The organism is Myxococcus xanthus, from assembly GCF_006402735.1.
Classification (GTDB): domain Bacteria; phylum Myxococcota; class Myxococcia; order Myxococcales; family Myxococcaceae; genus Myxococcus; species Myxococcus xanthus_A.
In genome coordinates this window covers 6,819,480-6,834,168 of sequence record NZ_CP017174.1, presented here as the reverse complement: position 1 = coordinate 6,834,168, position 14,689 = coordinate 6,819,480, and the positions used below count along the sequence as shown (strand labels likewise).

Below are 14,689 nucleotides of genomic sequence, written 5' to 3'. Positions count from 1 at the left end.
GAGGACACCCAGAGCTGTGCGGGTAGAGCGGCCGCGCCCCGCCGCTCCCCCGGCGCTTGCTCGTTCGCGTTCTGGAGGGCTGTGAGTCGCTCCAGATTCACGTCATCGCGGGTCGCCGCTCAGATGCAGCAGGCGATTCTCCCGCAGACCGTCCCGAGACAAGTCTTGGTGTTGACGGGGGGGCGTGTTGGGGCAGGTGGACGCGCCGTCCCCGCCCGTGATGAAGGCCAGGGTCGCGTCGTCCAGTTCCAGGACGGAGGCGGGGCTGTCGGGCAGCGCGGCACGCTCCGCGTCGGAGAGGCTGTCGTAGTGGTCCGGGTCACGCCAGGCGCGGAGGATGTGGCTCTTGTTGTTGTCGCTCATGGGGTCGTCCTCATGGGTTGTGTGGGACAGCCACCGGGCCGCCAACCCTCGCGGTGCCGGAACTCGTCGAGGTCCGGGCCGCATCACCCCATGGGGGGCGCCACCGCGAGAATGTCTGGCACCCGCTCCGGTGCCGCGAGGCGGGCCAGGCCATAGGCAATGCCCGCGAGCCCGACCATCAGGCCCGGTGTCTCAATGCTTTCGGGCAGCCCGTGCCGATCGCCGTGCTCGTTGATGTCCTGGAGGATGCCGCCCGCAAGCCGGTATGTGTGCCGCAGGAGTGCGTCGTCGCGCAGGACGCGCGCCGCTTCCAACAGGAAGAGGACGTTGCCCAGGTCGCCGTGACACAGGCCGTGCTTGTAGCCAAAGCCAGTGGTGCGCGTGACGTTCACCGCGGCCTGAATCTCCTCGCGGACACGGGCGTCATCGAGGAGCGGCAGGGTGCCGAGCCGTGCCAGTCCGATACCGGGTGCGCCATTGCACCAGCCACACATGAAGGCCGGCCCGTCACCGCCGCGCACGCCCGTGTCGGCGCGCAGGTCAGGCCAGTTCCCTCAAGCCGGTGCGCAGGAGGCGAGCGCGGGGCTTGAGGCAGGGGCCAGGAAGGAGCGGATGAAGGAGAGGACACCGCGAGTGGACTTTCGCAGAGTTGCTCAGGAGGACGTTCGACTTAGAGGTGTACGCCTGCGTGAGGTGTGGAGGCAGGCTTAAGGGCCTTGGCGTACGTGAAGGGGGCGCCCGGGGGGCGGGCAATTCAGGAGCACCTGGGCTTGCCCACGGGATGTGCGAGGTTGGCCCCGGCATGAGGGCGACCCCAGGCCGCGGGGTGTTGAGGCTCAAGAGGCGCCAAGAGGTCCATGCCCCTGCTACGCACCTGAGGGGAGCGCGGTCTGGGCAGGCGTGTGCCCCAAGGGGGCTCAAGCGGCCTGTCCACCGGACGGGAGAATCACTCGGGCGGCCCCGTCAGCGGCCCTCCTCGGCCCCTCTGCACCCTTGCCCGCGAGACGTTCAAGCTGCTGGGCTGAAGTCCTGCACCTGGCCGCGCAACGTGTGCGCGGCCAGGGTGCCCTTACAGGGCTCCGTCCTACTTGCAGGCGGACGCGTCGGGGTGGTGGCCCCGGAGCTGCGTCAGGCCGTCGGTGCACGCGGCAGTGCAGACCCTGGCCGTCTCGTCGGTCTTCCAGCAGGAACCGTCGGCGCCGTAGGTCACTTCGGCGGTGGCCTGAATCTCGGGGGTCGTGGCCTTGATGCAGGCCAGGTACTTCTTGCACTCGGCGCTCTGCTCCGAGTCATCGCTGCCACATGCCGTCAGTCCCAACACCGCAACCGCCAGGATCATCGACTTGAACAAGGTTCCTCCGAATCAAAGGGGGATCTGTCGTCTACCTGACCGTGTGGGGTGAGCTCAACCCTCCTTGAAGTCAGAATGACCCATCGCAGAGGAGCCTCCGCCGACACATCATCCACTTCGAAGGTAGGCGCATTGCCCGGGGCCAGGCCCGCGCGGTGAGCAGAGCGTCCGTGACGGGGGCCTTGCTCACCGGAGGACACGAGGCTGCATCAGCCCACCGTAGTCCAGGTGGAAGAGACACCCGAGCCGGCGCTGGAGGTCTTCGCTCCAGGCCGGGGTTCCGGGCTCGTTCGTCTCCACGGTCAGTTCCTCGCGCAAGCGGGCGGCGGCCTCGGACACATCCCGTGCTTCCGTCAGGCCACCTTCCTGGAAGCGCAGCTCGTGGACCTCGTGCCAGCAGATGGCGGTGTGGGCGGTGCGCCTTCTCACCTCCCGCATGGGCTCGGGAAGATCGGAATTGTTCGAGGTACAGGGCTCCATCCGAGACGCCGTAGGTGCATTGGTAGCGTCCGACATCGGGGATGGAGACAACCTGGGGACGCAGTCCATGCGGCTCGGGCTGGAACAGCCCTGAGCCCCTGAAAGAGTCGATGATGAAGAAGCGCTCGCGGTAGTGGAGGGCGCCGCTCCAGTGGCCAAAGAACGTGGTCATTCCTCGTGGCAGGGTACCAGCGAGATGCAGCGGATGGTCATTGCCCGCGAGACGTGGCATTCGATGGGGTTCGTCACGCGTGGCTCCAGAGGTCAGCGCGTTGCCCTGGAAACGGCCCGCGCGGTGAGCGCGGGCAGCGCTCAGCCGCGGGGCATTCAGCTCAGGCGAGGCGGTTCAGTAGCAGTAGCAAGACTTGCTGCTGGTGCAGAAGCCACCCGAGAATCCAGATTCAATGCATGGGTTGAAGGGAGCGCGGTCTGGGCAGGCGTGTACCCCAAGGGGGCTCAAGCGGCCTGTCCACCGGACGGGAGCATCACTCGGGCGGCCCCGTCAGCGGCCCTCCTCGGCCCCTCTGCACCCTCCCTCCCCCTCAACAGGGCCCCCATCCCTCTTATGCGTACCCCTGTGTGGCCGCTTCGGGGGGAGGGCAGGAGCGGTGTACGTTGGGCCGCACTCTGGCGGCCGGTACTCGCGGAGTACACAGGGGGGCACCATGAGTCATCTCGACGATGGCGAAGAGAGAAGCACCGAAGCGCTCATCCAAGCTTCACTTGAGGGTGACGAGGACGATGAGCGCGCCTGGGCCGCTATCAGGGCGCTGCACCGACGGGGGACGCGCGACGTGCTGGATGCTGCCATCCAACTTCTCGGTGCTCGCTCTGCGAAGGCACGGGAGCGCGGCGCAGCCATCTTGGGTCAGCTTGGAGGTGGAACCCCCGCCTTTCCGGCGGAGTGCGGCGAGGCGCTGCTGGACCAGCTCCGGCGGGAGAGGGAGCCCGCTGTCCTCCTCGCTGTCGGTGTTGCGCTGGGGCATCTGAGGGAGCCTCGTGCCCTTTCTGAACTCATCCATCTGGCGAGTCATCCAATTGCCGAGGCGCGCTATGGCGCGGTGCACGGACTGGCTGTCTTGGAGGCGCCGGAAGCTGTTGATGCACTCATTCGGCTTTCGGCCGATGAGGACCGCGACGTTCGGGACTGGGCGACCTTTGGTCTGGCCTCCCTTCGGGAGGATGTCGACACACCGCAGTTGCGTGATGCACTTGCAGCGCGTCTCGGCGAAGAGGACGCGGAGATTTTCGGGGAGGCACTGGTGGGCTTGGCGGCCCGCAAGGACCCTCGCGCAGTCGAGCCCGTGCGTGCGGCGCTTTCTGGCTCTCAAGTGATGGTGTACGCGCTTGAGGCCGCTGCGTCTTCGGGCGACCCGAGCTTCTATCCATTGCTCCTCGCCATCCGTGCTTCACAGGCTCCTGCGGATAGCTACTTTCTGAGCGTCCTGGATGACGTCATCTCCCAGTTCGAGCAGAGAGTGCTGGCCTGAAGCCGATGGATAGACGCAAGTGACAACGACGGTAAGCAGGGCCCAGCGACCATGGCATGGACATGTTCCTCCTCCGCGTTGAGGTAGACCGCGTCGGTGGCGCGACCTCGACGGGTGCGGTAGTACGCGAACGTCTGCTTTCGGCACCTTGAGTTGTCCAACCGCGAGCATGTCCGCGAAGTCATCGAGGCCGGTCAGGGTGACACCTCCGACTTCGAGCCCGTCATCATGGAGCATCAGCTCTCCGTGCTCGACAAGGCGCGGGGACGAACGCTCGCGGATGCGGCGCCGCCGAAGCGCACCGGGCTCGGCGGACTGCTGCGGTCCGCCCTTTCCGGCCCAAAGCCGCAAGGAGACATTTCCGTGGAGTCCGAAGCGGGGCACACGGTGTATGCCGCCGCGGAGGGACGCCGGCTGTTCTCGTACTCGGATGAAGGCACCCGCATTGAGCCCGACCTGGGCAGGCGTTTCGTCCAGTTTCTCCGTGAGCGCTACCACGGCCATCCTCTCATCCTCGAACGGCTCGCCTCGGAGGGCCGCGTGCCGCGCGAAATTCAATACAGCGCAAAAGACATGCGAGGCTTCCCCGGGAGCACCATCACGTTGCGGGTCCAATCCGCCAACGTCGTGCCCGACAGTGGGATACCGCTCGAGGGCTACCGCCGCGTGGTGCAGGGAAGACCCGGGCTTCCGGACGACGCCACGCTGGAGCGCGTGACGCTCGGCGCCGCTCCGGACAGCGCCCAGGTGCGGGAGCGGCGGCAAATGGAAGCGAAGGAGTCCGTGGACGCCGGCCGCATGCTCGACAGCGTGCTCGCGTTTTTCGAGCTGACGTTGCAAACCGGTGAGGCGGTACCGGGGTTGGGAGAGGCGATTCAAAGCACTCCGGACGCCGACATGCGCCGTTTCTGGGAGGTCATGTTGAGGTCCTCCGACAACGCAGCAGCCAGCACCATGGCCGCGACACTCGTTGAGCTTCGTGCGGCGGCGGGGCCCCACGCGCATGTTCTCAAGAGCTTCGAATCAGGGGCCCGCCGTACACTCAATGAGCCCCAAGAGGCGCACGCGTTGCTGCTTGAGGTCATTGAGGCCAATCCATTCTTCACTTGGGCCTACACGGAGCTGGGAGACATCTGCGTCGCGGACTGGGACATGGGCGCGGCCTGGCTGTGTTGGGATGCTGCGAGGAACATCGCGCCGGGCCACCACTTGCTGAAGGATGTGAGCGCGTTGGAGGAGATGCTGGCCGCTAAGCATCCCGAGTATTTCTGAAGGCGCAGCAACCGCTGCGAAGATGGGCAGGGGCAGCGGATTACGCGTCACATCCTGGGCCGTCGGGAGTCCATCCGGTGACCCCGTGGTCCAGCGCAGGATTGTCGTTGCCGCGCAGGTGGACTCAGGGCCGCGGAACGCTGGCGGCGGGCTGGGGAAGCGGCTCGCGGACGAGCCACGTCTCCAGCCGCGAGCGCCACTTCAGCGCGGGCCGCTCCACACCGTGGTGCAGCGCGAGCGACGCGAGCAGCACCGTCACGGCGCCTCCCAGCAGCGTGACGGGGTGGAATGCGTCCATGCCATGGGGCTCCAGCGCCACTCGGACTCCGTGCTGCACGGCCTTGTGGGTGAGGTAGACGGTAAAGCTCAACACTGCGAAGGTCCTCGCGCCGGGGATGCGGGCGCACACACGCGAGGCGGCCGGGCCCGCCAGGGCTACGAGCAGCGCCGCGTAGCCCAGTGACGTCAGGGGGAACGCGAGCATCGTGTGGGCCAGGTATCGGAAGTGTTGCTCGTTCAGCCAGAGCACGCCTCCCAGGCACCCGAGTCCCACCAGTGCAAGGACTCCGGCGTGGGACCCTTGCGTCCATCGTTCCCATGCCGCGGGCCGGAAGACGCGCAGCGTCGCGAGCAACGCGCCGCATGTCAGCCCGTCGAGCCGCGCGTACGTGGGGTAGTAGAGGAGCGTGTCGTAGCCTCGCCATCCGGCATCACTCGGTCCGAGCATCGAGAAGTAGCGCTGCCACAGGCCGCCTCGCAGAAGCATGCCGGCCACCATCAATCCCACCGCGCCCGCGAGCAGGTGCGCAGCCCGAACGCGTCCGCGCAGCGCGAGGACGGCGAGGGGCAGCACCAGGTAGAAGTGTTCCTCCACGCACAACGACCACGCGTGGGAGAAGCCGTTCAGGCGCAGCCCGAAGTTCTGCGTGAAGGTGAGGAAGCGCCACGCGGGCGTCTCCACGGGGCGTTCACTCCACGCGGGAATGAAGAGATACAGGGCCACCACGATGAGATAGGGCGGAAGGATGCGAAGGGAGCGCCGCAGGTAGAAGCGCTTCAGGGATGGCGTCTCCCCTCGGGACACCGGCTCCAGGAGCTGAGAGCCGATGAGGAAGCCGCTCAGCACGAAGAACAACTCCACGCCCGTCCAGCCGAAGTTGGCGAGCATCCGGTAGGTCTCGTGGCCTTCGGGGCGCGGGTAGTGGAAGAGGAGGACGATGAGGATGGCCAGGCACCGGAGCAGGTCCAGGCCGGCGAGGTGACGGGGTTCGGTGGCGTTCAGCGGAGTCGGCCTCAGCGGTGGGGACTCGCTGGATGGTAGGGGACATCGCCAGTGGAGCGTCACCTGATTTCGGGCCCCGCTGTTTATCGCCGGGCCTCGGTTGGAAGAATGCATGGGATGCCGGGACGTCGTGCTTTGGGCGGAGACCGTTGCGGCTGAGCGGGGGGATGCCCCTGGGCCTCACGAAGCACCATTCGCACGGTGGCTCAACGAACAGTCGCTTACGGCTGCGACTCCGGGGCTCCGTACATCGACTCAATCAACGCCGCGTGCTTCCGAACGACCGCGTGGCGCTTGACCTTCAGCGAGGCCGTGAGTTCGCCTCCATCCACCGTGAACGGATCGGGCGACACTCGAAACGTCTTGATGCACTCGAAGGACGCCAGACCCACGTTCGTTTCCGCGACCAGTGTCTGCAGGACGTCGTTGATTCGCGGGTGGGTCGGGTCCGCCGGGAGCCCCTCGCGGCGAGCCATCTCGGCGAGTATCTCAGCGTCGAGCGCAAACAAGGCCGTGCAGTAATTCCGTCCATCGCCAATCAGGACCGCCTCCTGGATGAGCGGGTGTCGCTTGAGCTGTGCCTCGATTTTCAGCGGCGCGACGTATTTTCCACCGCTCGTCTTGAGCAGTTCCTTCTTTCGCCCGGTAATCCGAACTGAGCATCACCTGCTCGGCTCCCTCAACGTGTTTGGCTGCCACGCCAACGATGCGTTCGCATCACTGTCCATTCAGGACTGGAAGTGCTTCCTGCGATTGCGTATCAACGCCTCCGGATTGACGCTCTACCCGGTGGGTATCCGCCGCGTACCTCGCGCGTGGATGCGCGGGACATATGCGAAAGGCCCCGTGTGGGTGCCGGACCCCGCGGACACCCGGGCCACCGCCCCGGAACTCATCGAAAATCCCATTGTCATCGACCCCGAACGCGCTACCCCCGTCAAGGTCGGCGTGGGCTTGGTTTCACCTGAGCGTCAGCACTGAGCGGAACGGCTCAGACGATACGAGTGGTCTGGGCACGAATCGCATGGAGCCGCCAGGGCCGAACGGAGACGGAGAATCGACGGGAGACGCCGACGGAGGAAGGAGAGGGGGGGCATCGGGGCGGCAACATTCCTGTCAGGGGGCGCTCGGTGCGGCCGCCCTGGCATCCGCTTCAGCGACAACTGCTCGCAGGTACTCCAGCCAGTCGATGAGGGCCTCGTCGGGGAGGTGATGGGAGCGGCTCTTCCAGAGTGCCCGCTCCAGTCCTCGGGGCGGACAAAGGCGAGACATCAGTTCCCGTCGGACTGTCTGCTCCGGGTACGCGCGGAGGAATGCCTCCGCCAGGGCGCGAGCTGGCTCCAGCGGCGCGCGTCCTCTCAGGTCCAGCAGGAGGACGAGGAGGTCGTCCGCATGCCGCTCGCTGGCGTCGAGGCTCGTGTCGTGTGCCGTCTCGAAGTCGATGAGCCAAGCGCGCTGCTCGGCCTCGTCATAGAGGAGGTTCTTCAGGTGGGCGTCCCCATGGGACCATGCCCGGGAGGCGCCGGGTAGCGTCAGGCGGTGGGCCCGGTGCAATTCCCTCGCGGCGGCCTCCATGATGTTCGGCGTGAGTCTACCTTGCTGGAGCAGCCGGTCGAGGCGCTCTCCTGGAAGGGCCTCCAGGGCAACCGCGCGCCCGCCACAAGGCTCGGCAAGGCGGCCCGGGTGCAGGAGCGCGAAGGAGGCCAACTCGCCAGCTCGCCAGCGTGAGATTGAAGGATGCATCCGGATGCGGCTGCGCGATAGGTGCAGGAAGACATTGCCTACGAGGATGACCGCACCCATGCCGAGGCGTCGCTGCTTGTGCCAGAGGGAGACGCCTCGCCGGACTTCCAGGGACACCGTGTTGACGCGCACCGCGTCCATCGCGAGGGCGAGTCCGTGGTTCCAGCACTCCGGGAGGGACCGCGCGCGGCTCACGTTCGTAGCTCCTCGTACCAGAGCACGACCGCGAGACAGCCCAGACACCAACAGCGGACCCATCCGCGTCCCACCACCCCTCCGAGCAGCATCACCCCGGCCAGCATGAGCACCGTTCCCATGGCGCTCGGCGTGCCGCCTGCCCGGCGGAGCAGGACGCGTCCGCTCTGCCAAGGATGCTCCGTGCCATCCAACAGCAGTGGGAACAGGAAGAGCCCCTGGGCCTCAGCGGCATAGAACGCGAGCCCCGCCACTACGAGCGCCACCGCGAGAGGCGCCCCGAGTCCGGATGCGAACCCTCCGGCGACTCCTGCGGAGAGCAGTGCGCCACCGTACTTGAGGGCGCCCCATCGACCCACGTTGGACGGCACGGTGGCCGCGGGCTGACCTCGTACCAGGGCCAGACCGTTCGCCATCCACGCCGCGCCGCCAGTGAAGCCCGTTCGCCATGCGCCTCGTGCCTCGTCGGCGAGCACCGAGCCGGGGGCGTCGTAGAGGCAGGCCGCGCGCTTCAGCAACTCGATGCCTCGCTGCCATGGCGAGGATGGGCTATCCGCCATGAAGATTCTCACGGACGAAGCAGAAATGCGCCCACGCGAGGAAGGCCGCCGCATGGCCGGCGAGCAGCGTCCGGTGCAGCAGGGCCTCCCACCGGTCGCACCGCCGACGGTGAAAGACGAACTCGTCGTAGCAGATGAGGGCCACCGTCCCGATGAGGACGACGAGCACGGGGAGCAGATACATCAGGGGCCTGTGCGCCACCGACGCGGCGCACATCAAGAGGAACAGGGGGAGTCCTCCGCCAGCCAGCGCCAGGAACTCCGCCAGGTGCTCCCGTGGCCCGACTCGGAGCCGGGCCACGCGGTGGTAGCGCCAGTCCGCCACGCCGGCCGCTGTCGCCGTCGTTCCGGCCAGCCCCACCACCCAGAACTCCCAGGGGTAGTGGCGGGGCTCGGCGAGCCAGGAGAATCGCGTCTGCTGAGACACCACCAGCAGCGCCATTACGAACAGCACGCCCGGTGCGAGCGAGGCCAGCAAGTTGGCGGCATCGCGGACGCGCTTCAGGGATGGGCGATTCAGCAGCGGGGAAGGGCGAGAGGATGCGTTTGCCATGGTGGGCTCTCGGAGGACTCGCGGAGGAGCTTGCCATGAATAGACACCTCCCTCACCCGGAGATGTGCGCGCAGCCCGATGACCCGTCCGAACTCCGCTCCCTCAAGCAGGTGCGCAGGAGGCGAGCGCGGGGCTTGAGGCAGCGGCCAGGAAGGAGCGGATGAAGGAGAGGACACCGCGAGTGGACTTTCGCAGAGCTGCTCAGGAGGCCCCCCAAGTGGAGAGCTTCCATCGTACGTGTGTCCGAGCAGACGCAGGAGATGACTCAGGAGTGACCCAGGCTGGCTCTTCGGCCCGCGCGGCACGACGAATGGACGGCTGACGCGTCATCCCGTCTCTGCGAGAGCTCGCTGACGTGTCAACGGCGCGCCGTGAGTCGAATGCGCTCGGGATTCCTCTAGTTGAGGCATGGCATGTGGCTTGCTGTTGGCATGTGTCGCATGATCAAGGAGGGCGCATTGCGCTTCGTGAGTGGAGTGATTGTCGCGGTCAGCCTGATGGGATGTGGTGGTCCGGAGCTGGAGAGGCAGGACGTCGAAGCGACGGGCCGCATGGACCAGGCGATTGTGGGAGGGGTCGAGGCACGTCCTGGGAGTCATCCGTGGATTGTCAGCCTGCAGCAATACAACGATCATTTCTGCGGTGGTTCTCTCATCAGGGTTGGCAACAAGGATGAGAGCGATATCGTGGTCACGGCTGCCCATTGCGTCTACGACGGAACATCCGGATTGACTGTCGTCGCTGGGGCTCATAATTTCAATCGCCCGTCGCCCTCGCAGCAGGTTGTCGCCGCGAGAAAGACTGTCTACCATCCAGAGTACGACCCGGATACGACGGCGAACGATGTCGCGGTTGTCGTGCTCGACAAGCCCATCAAGTTCACCTCCGCGGTACAGCCTGTGTGTCTCTCGGAGGATTCGTTCTCGGTGAGCGGTGCTGCGTGCGGCACGAGCAGTGTTGGCATGCGTCCCAACCTGGTCGCGCAGTCCCCGTTGGCTGAAACGTCGCTCAACCCTGTGGGGCTCTCGTCGGTGGGTGCGGATGTCCCGGATGGCACGATGATGGTGACCGCAGGATGGGGTCTTACCAGGGAGGGGGGATACGATACATCCTCCATCTTGATGCAGGTGTGGGTTCCCACCGTGAACTCTGAGACCCTGAAGACTGCGTACAAGAAAGCAGGCATCATCATCGATCCCGATGTGATGCTCGGGGCTGGGTACATGTCAGGGGGGAAGGATAGCTGCCAGGGGGACAGCGGAGGGCCGTTGGTCGCTCAGGTCGGTGGCCGATACGTGCTCTACGGAATCACGAGCTTCGGCGTGGGCTGCGCGAGGCCGGGCTTGCCTGGTGTCTATACCCGGGTCTCTGCGTTCCGTCCCTGGATCGAAGCGCAGGTCAGAGACTACAGCCGCTCGCGGTACTGATGATGCGCTGTGGTTGGGCGGTTTCAGGGGGAGACTTGTGTCCCGCGACCGCTCCCATTGTCAGGGGGCGGCGCTCGGCGGGACGTGGGCCTCCACCCAGGCCACGATGTCTCCAATGACCTTCTCCGCGTCGGGTTCGTGCGCGAGGTCGTGGCGCTGGCCCTCGTAGATGATGAGGCGCTTGTCGGCGATCGTGGCCTGCGCCACCAGGGCGCGGCTGCCTTCGATGGAGGTGATGACGTCCTCGCCCCCGTGCACCACCAGCAGGGGGAGTCTCAGGTCCTGGAGCCTCCCCTCGAGCACTTCGATGGCGGCGATGAGCGCCTTGGCGGAGCGCGCGGGCAGCCCGGGGAGAATCGTGCCGACGATCTTCGCCAGTCGCGTGCCACACCTGAGGCGCGAGGAAGGCCGGAGCGCCCTCCCCGCTCCACCGGGGGGCCATGGACCTCGGCCCCACCGTTCACTCAACTCACGGAGGGCCCAGGCGCCCCATCCGGACCCGCCCATCCCAAGGAGACAGGCTGCGCCCGCCGCCAAATGAGTCCCACATGTTTCCACTGGTGTATGGATTTCCAATGTTGATGGCCATGCGGAGCGTCTGCGTGCCATTGCCGAAGACCACCGTGAACACGCTGTTCGCGAACATCGCTACGCCCGGGAAGTTGGCGCGGTGCCAGGTGTACGAGGAGTTGACGCCACACTGGACCCCCGTGTTGACGACGCTCGTCGCGGACGCGAGCACAGCGCCTGCCATGCCATCACCGTAGCGGATGTGAGCGGCGGTCGGGCCGTTGCCCACCAGGAAGCACCCCTCCGCGAAGTTCGTGGTCACCGCGAAGGGAATGAGGAACGACTGTCCCATCTGAAGCGCCGCAGTATAGTCATTGGTGTGCGCCGCCGGGTAGCGGCGGTCCCCATTGTTTGCATTGGTATGCCAGCCATAAAGGGCGGCGGCCCCCGCGGCATCCATGTACGTGAGGTTGAGCGTGGCCGTCGAAACGCCGTTGCACCAGGGATAGTGCATCGTCGAAGCGACGTCGTAGGTGGTGAGCTCCCTCCAGTTCGAGTCTTCATAACAGGGGTTCAGCGACGAAGCCGAGTGCTCGTGGCGGAAGCCCAGCACGTGCCCCAGTTCGTGGATGAGCACGGTTCCCGTCGTGACATTCGGCGAGGTGGGGGGCGCCGGGTCCAGGCTGGGAATGTCGATGACCACCGTGCGCGGGATACAGCCACCTCCCGACGGAAAGAAGGCACACGCACCACCGGCCGTCCACGGCTGCACCGCGAACGTCACCGCGGGGTTCGCATTGGTGCAGCTCGCGTCCTGGGTGCTGTCATAGATGAAGTCGACGTCCGCGACGTACTCCCAGCTCGCCGCCGCGTTCGCCATCTCATTCACGATTCGCGTCTTGTTCGTACCGAAGGCATTACTGACGCAGTAGCGCAGGTTGTACCGGTTCGCCCAAGTCCAGATGTCGTCCGAGCTCCCGACGCGGTTGACGCGAAGGGGAGACTCCGTGCGGCCAGGCGACTCCGAGCCGTCCTGCCCGGTGGACGCGGCGGCCACATATCGGTCGTACCTGTCACGGAGTTCGTCGCGCGTCAGCGCCAGGTCCCACTCGACGATGTACAGCTCCTTTCCATCCACCACACGCGCCGCGTTCCGTTGATACTCCTCCCAGCTCACCACGTCCCGCGGCACATCCTGTTGCGACACCTCCTGCGCCGCGGGTGCCTGTGCCTCGGGCCCGCATGCCCACATCATCGGAGCAGCCAAGACAACCCATCCCATGCGTGGCAGGGAAACGCCTCTGCTTCGCTTCATTTCCTTCTCCTTGTTTGACAGTTCTGTCATGAAGACGGGGGATGAGCGTCGCATCAGGGACACGCTGTTCGTCAATGGCGGTTCCTACGTAGATGCAATTACTCCCAGAGTCATCATTCCATCGCCGCTGTCCTTTGATGTGAAAGCTGTATCGGATGATTCATAGCGACATGGGCGAGCCATGGACCGCGGCTGGCCATGCGGCGTGAGTCCCTCTCATTCGTTCAAGGTGCAACGCAAGAGCGTTGACGTCTATCGCAGATGTCCACTCGCGTTCGTCATGGTCCACATGGTGTTGCCCGTCAATCCCGAACCATGGGACCTGTCGCCGTATTGCGATTGAAGGGAGCGAAGCATGCAAGGACAGACAATGAGCCTACGGACTTGGCGAGGAGCGCTGCTCGGAGCGTTCTTGGCCGTCTCGTGTGGCGGTGAACCGGAAGCCGCCTTTGAAGACCCGAGCTCGCAGGGGGACCTCGAGCTCGGGCTTCACGGCAATGGGGGGCAAGGGCCTCTCCCGAACTGGTCGACACCCACCTTCGCGAACAACGCCCAGGTGGCCGAGGACGGGAATCAGTTTTTCGTCGCCTGGTCGGACTGGCGTCGTGCAGGCAAGCTCGTTGCCGCGCGCGTGTCGGTGAACGGCCGGCTGCTGGATCCCGACGCCATCGACCTCAACCCCAACCTCCGCCCGGACGCCTACTATCACGCCACCGCATTCGATGGACGGCAGTTCCTGGTCATCTGGACCGGGGAGAGATCAGTCTTCCTTGCCCGCGTCAACCGGGATGGCACGCTCGACGGAGATCCTATCACCCTCTTCACACCCACCGACCACAATGCCGTGGGCTCCCCCGGCATTGCCTGCCACAAACGCAAGTGCCTGGTGGCTTGGATTGCTTCTGGACTCACGGTGTCCCGTGAGGTTCGCGGAGTCACCCTCGACATGGGCAAACCGGGCCTGGATGTCCAGGAAGTGGTCATCTCCCGCTCCCAGAGCACTGAGTTCTCCTTTGGCATCTCCGTGGCATGGTCAGAAGATCGGTACATGGTCGCATGGACGGATACGCGATACGGCAGCCATGACATTTTCGCCGCCAGGGTCCGCGCCAACGGTTCGGTGCTCGACCCAAGTGGCTTCATCATCTCCGCCGCGCCGGGCAACCAGAACTACCAGTCCGTGACAGCGACGAAGTATGGCTTCTTCGTTGCGTGGAGCGACTCACGCTCAGGCTCGGCAGACATCTACGGCACCCGCTTGAAGCGCGGGTCTGCGAACGTCCTGGACCCCTTGGGCATCCGCATCTCCACCGCGAGCACGACGGAGTTCTCGCCCAGGGTTGCCTCCGAGGGTGACGAGGTGCTCGTCTCCTGGAGCGCCCTGACGGCGGACACCGCCCGTGTTCGCGCTGCACGGGTGAAACGTAATGGGGACGTCCGTGACCGCAACGGCTTCGCCATCTCCAAGGGCCCTGCGATCCGGCAACTCCTCTTCGGGAACGTCACGTATGCGAGCGGACGCTACTTCATCGTCTACGGCCGCGCTCCCGTCATGGACGAACCGCCGTATCAGGTCATGGTGGGCACCCGCGTGAAGAACGACGATGTCGTGGACAACCCCGCCATCCGCATCTCGCACGCGCCCTCCGTCGAGCAGCTCGCGCCTTGACGGAGCCTCCGCGACGCGAATCGCCAGCGGGCTTCTCGCTGGTCCGGACCGGCGTGTGGCTCAGACGCGGTAGGATCGCACCACCTCGGCCACGCGCTCGGAGCGCATCTTCAGCGACATGGCGGCGTCGCTGGTGGTGGAGATGCGCTCCCTCAAGCAGGTGTGCAGGAGGTGAGCGCGGGGCTTGAGGCAGGGGCCAGGAAGGAGCGGATGAAGGAGAGGACACCGCGAGTGGACATTCGCAGAGTTGCTCAGGAGGACGTTCGACTTCGACGTGTACGCCTGCGTGAGGTGTGGAGGCAGGTTCAAGGGTCTTGGCGTACGTGAAGGGGGCGCCCGGGGTGCGGGCAATTCAGAAGCACCTGGGCTTGCCCACGGCAAGTGCGAGGTTGGCCTAGGCACGAGGGTCACCCCAGGCCGCGTGGTGTTGAGGCTCAAGAGGCGCCAAGAGCTCCAGGCCCCTGCGACGCACCTGAAGG

16 protein-coding genes are annotated in these 14,689 nt (G+C 65.8%); 5 read left to right on the top strand and 11 right to left on the bottom strand.

Features of this window, described 5'->3' with window-relative positions:
• Positions 1-102: 102 nt before the first annotated feature.
• The 4 genes from BHS09_RS27950 to BHS09_RS27920 form a co-directional block, all read right to left on the bottom strand.
• Positions 103-363, bottom strand: a complete 261-nt coding sequence (locus tag BHS09_RS27950; RefSeq protein WP_174259345.1) for a mersacidin/lichenicidin family type 2 lantibiotic — start codon at positions 361-363, stop codon at positions 103-105.
• Between the two features lie 83 nt (positions 364-446).
• Positions 447-884, bottom strand: coding sequence for a lanthionine synthetase LanC family protein (locus BHS09_RS27945; RefSeq protein ID WP_237079876.1), 438 nt, complete (start codon positions 882-884; stop codon positions 447-449).
• 563 nt (positions 885-1,447) lie between these two features.
• Positions 1,448-1,714 carry a hypothetical protein gene (locus tag BHS09_RS27925; RefSeq protein ID WP_140794501.1) on the bottom strand — a complete coding sequence of 89 codons (267 nt, stop codon included), beginning with the start codon at positions 1,712-1,714 and terminating at the stop codon, positions 1,448-1,450.
• A gap of 186 nt (positions 1,715-1,900) precedes the next feature.
• Positions 1,901-2,143 carry a hypothetical protein gene (locus BHS09_RS27920; RefSeq protein WP_140794500.1) on the bottom strand — a complete coding sequence of 81 codons (243 nt, stop codon included), beginning with the start codon at positions 2,141-2,143 and terminating at the stop codon, positions 1,901-1,903.
• 716 nt (positions 2,144-2,859) lie between these two features.
• Between BHS09_RS27920 and BHS09_RS27915 the strand changes: the two genes are divergently transcribed.
• On the top strand, positions 2,860-3,684 hold the full coding sequence (locus BHS09_RS27915) for a HEAT repeat domain-containing protein (RefSeq protein ID WP_140799563.1): 825 nt from the start codon (positions 2,860-2,862) through the stop codon (positions 3,682-3,684).
• A 153-nt stretch (positions 3,685-3,837) separates the two neighbouring features.
• Complete coding sequence (locus BHS09_RS27910; protein WP_140799562.1) at positions 3,838-4,956, top strand: hypothetical protein; 1,119 nt, start codon at positions 3,838-3,840, stop codon at positions 4,954-4,956.
• A gap of 124 nt (positions 4,957-5,080) precedes the next feature.
• Here BHS09_RS27910 and BHS09_RS27905 read toward each other — a convergent pair whose 3' ends face one another.
• Positions 5,081-6,352, bottom strand: a complete 1,272-nt coding sequence (locus BHS09_RS27905; RefSeq protein ID WP_237079875.1) for an acyltransferase family protein — start codon at positions 6,350-6,352, stop codon at positions 5,081-5,083.
• Between the two features lie 107 nt (positions 6,353-6,459).
• On the bottom strand, positions 6,460-6,825 hold the full coding sequence (locus BHS09_RS39635; RefSeq protein ID WP_418764041.1) for a hypothetical protein: 366 nt from the start codon (positions 6,823-6,825) through the stop codon (positions 6,460-6,462).
• On the opposite strand from BHS09_RS39635, the gene BHS09_RS27895 reads away from it, so the two are divergent.
• Positions 6,809-7,219 carry a hypothetical protein gene (locus BHS09_RS27895; protein WP_237079873.1) on the top strand — a complete coding sequence of 137 codons (411 nt, stop codon included), beginning with the start codon at positions 6,809-6,811 and terminating at the stop codon, positions 7,217-7,219. The genes BHS09_RS39635 and BHS09_RS27895 overlap by 17 nt on opposite strands.
• A gap of 135 nt (positions 7,220-7,354) precedes the next feature.
• On the opposite strand, the gene BHS09_RS27890 is transcribed toward BHS09_RS27895, so the two are convergent.
• The 3 genes from BHS09_RS27890 to BHS09_RS27880 are packed head-to-tail and all read right to left on the bottom strand — an operon-like array spanning position 7,355 to position 9,289.
• Entirely contained in the window at positions 7,355-8,176 is an 822-nt protein-coding gene (locus tag BHS09_RS27890) for a phosphotransferase (protein WP_237077502.1), read from the bottom strand.
• Positions 8,173-8,736 carry a hypothetical protein gene (locus BHS09_RS39630; protein WP_237079872.1) on the bottom strand — a complete coding sequence of 188 codons (564 nt, stop codon included), beginning with the start codon at positions 8,734-8,736 and terminating at the stop codon, positions 8,173-8,175. The genes BHS09_RS27890 and BHS09_RS39630 overlap by 4 nt, the downstream gene beginning before the upstream one ends.
• A complete protein-coding gene (locus BHS09_RS27880) occupies positions 8,726-9,289 on the bottom strand; it encodes a hypothetical protein (RefSeq protein WP_237079871.1) in 564 nt (187 codons plus the stop codon). The genes BHS09_RS39630 and BHS09_RS27880 overlap by 11 nt, the downstream gene beginning before the upstream one ends.
• 401 nt (positions 9,290-9,690) lie before the next feature.
• Between BHS09_RS27880 and BHS09_RS27875 the strand changes: the two genes are divergently transcribed.
• The gene (locus tag BHS09_RS27875) at positions 9,691-10,716 is read left to right on the top strand and encodes a serine protease (protein ID WP_140799561.1); all 1,026 of its coding nucleotides are present in this window, start codon (positions 9,691-9,693) and stop codon (positions 10,714-10,716) included.
• A 60-nt stretch (positions 10,717-10,776) separates the two neighbouring features.
• Here the strand turns inward: BHS09_RS27875 and BHS09_RS27870 are convergent, their stop codons facing one another.
• On the bottom strand, positions 10,777-11,184 hold the full coding sequence (locus BHS09_RS27870; RefSeq protein WP_161605180.1) for a serine aminopeptidase domain-containing protein: 408 nt from the start codon (positions 11,182-11,184) through the stop codon (positions 10,777-10,779).
• A 1-nt stretch (position 11,185) separates the two neighbouring features.
• Positions 11,186-12,481, bottom strand: a complete 1,296-nt coding sequence (locus tag BHS09_RS27865; protein WP_237077498.1) for a M57 family metalloprotease — start codon at positions 12,479-12,481, stop codon at positions 11,186-11,188.
• Between the two features lie 472 nt (positions 12,482-12,953).
• Between BHS09_RS27865 and BHS09_RS27860 the strand changes: the two genes are divergently transcribed.
• A complete protein-coding gene (locus BHS09_RS27860; RefSeq protein ID WP_140799559.1) occupies positions 12,954-14,210 on the top strand; it encodes a hypothetical protein in 1,257 nt (418 codons plus the stop codon).
• Positions 14,211-14,689: the final 479 nt, after the last annotated feature.

Excerpts from the sequence above, each read along its gene's own strand:
- BHS09_RS27950 (WP_174259345.1), bottom strand. The coding sequence starts at position 363 with ATGAGCGACAACAACAAGAGCCACATCCTCCGCGCCTGGCGTGACCCG.
- BHS09_RS27915 (WP_140799563.1), top strand. The coding sequence starts at position 2,860 with ATGAGTCATCTCGACGATGGCGAAGAGAGAAGCACCGAAGCGCTCATC.
- BHS09_RS27905 (WP_237079875.1), bottom strand. The coding sequence starts at position 6,352 with ATGCATTCTTCCAACCGAGGCCCGGCGATAAACAGCGGGGCCCGAAAT.
- BHS09_RS39630 (WP_237079872.1), bottom strand. The coding sequence starts at position 8,736 with ATGGCGGATAGCCCATCCTCGCCATGGCAGCGAGGCATCGAGTTGCTG.
- BHS09_RS27880 (WP_237079871.1), bottom strand. The coding sequence starts at position 9,289 with ATGGCAAACGCATCCTCTCGCCCTTCCCCGCTGCTGAATCGCCCATCC.
- BHS09_RS27865 (WP_237077498.1), bottom strand. The coding sequence starts at position 12,481 with ATGATGTGGGCATGCGGGCCCGAGGCACAGGCACCCGCGGCGCAGGAG.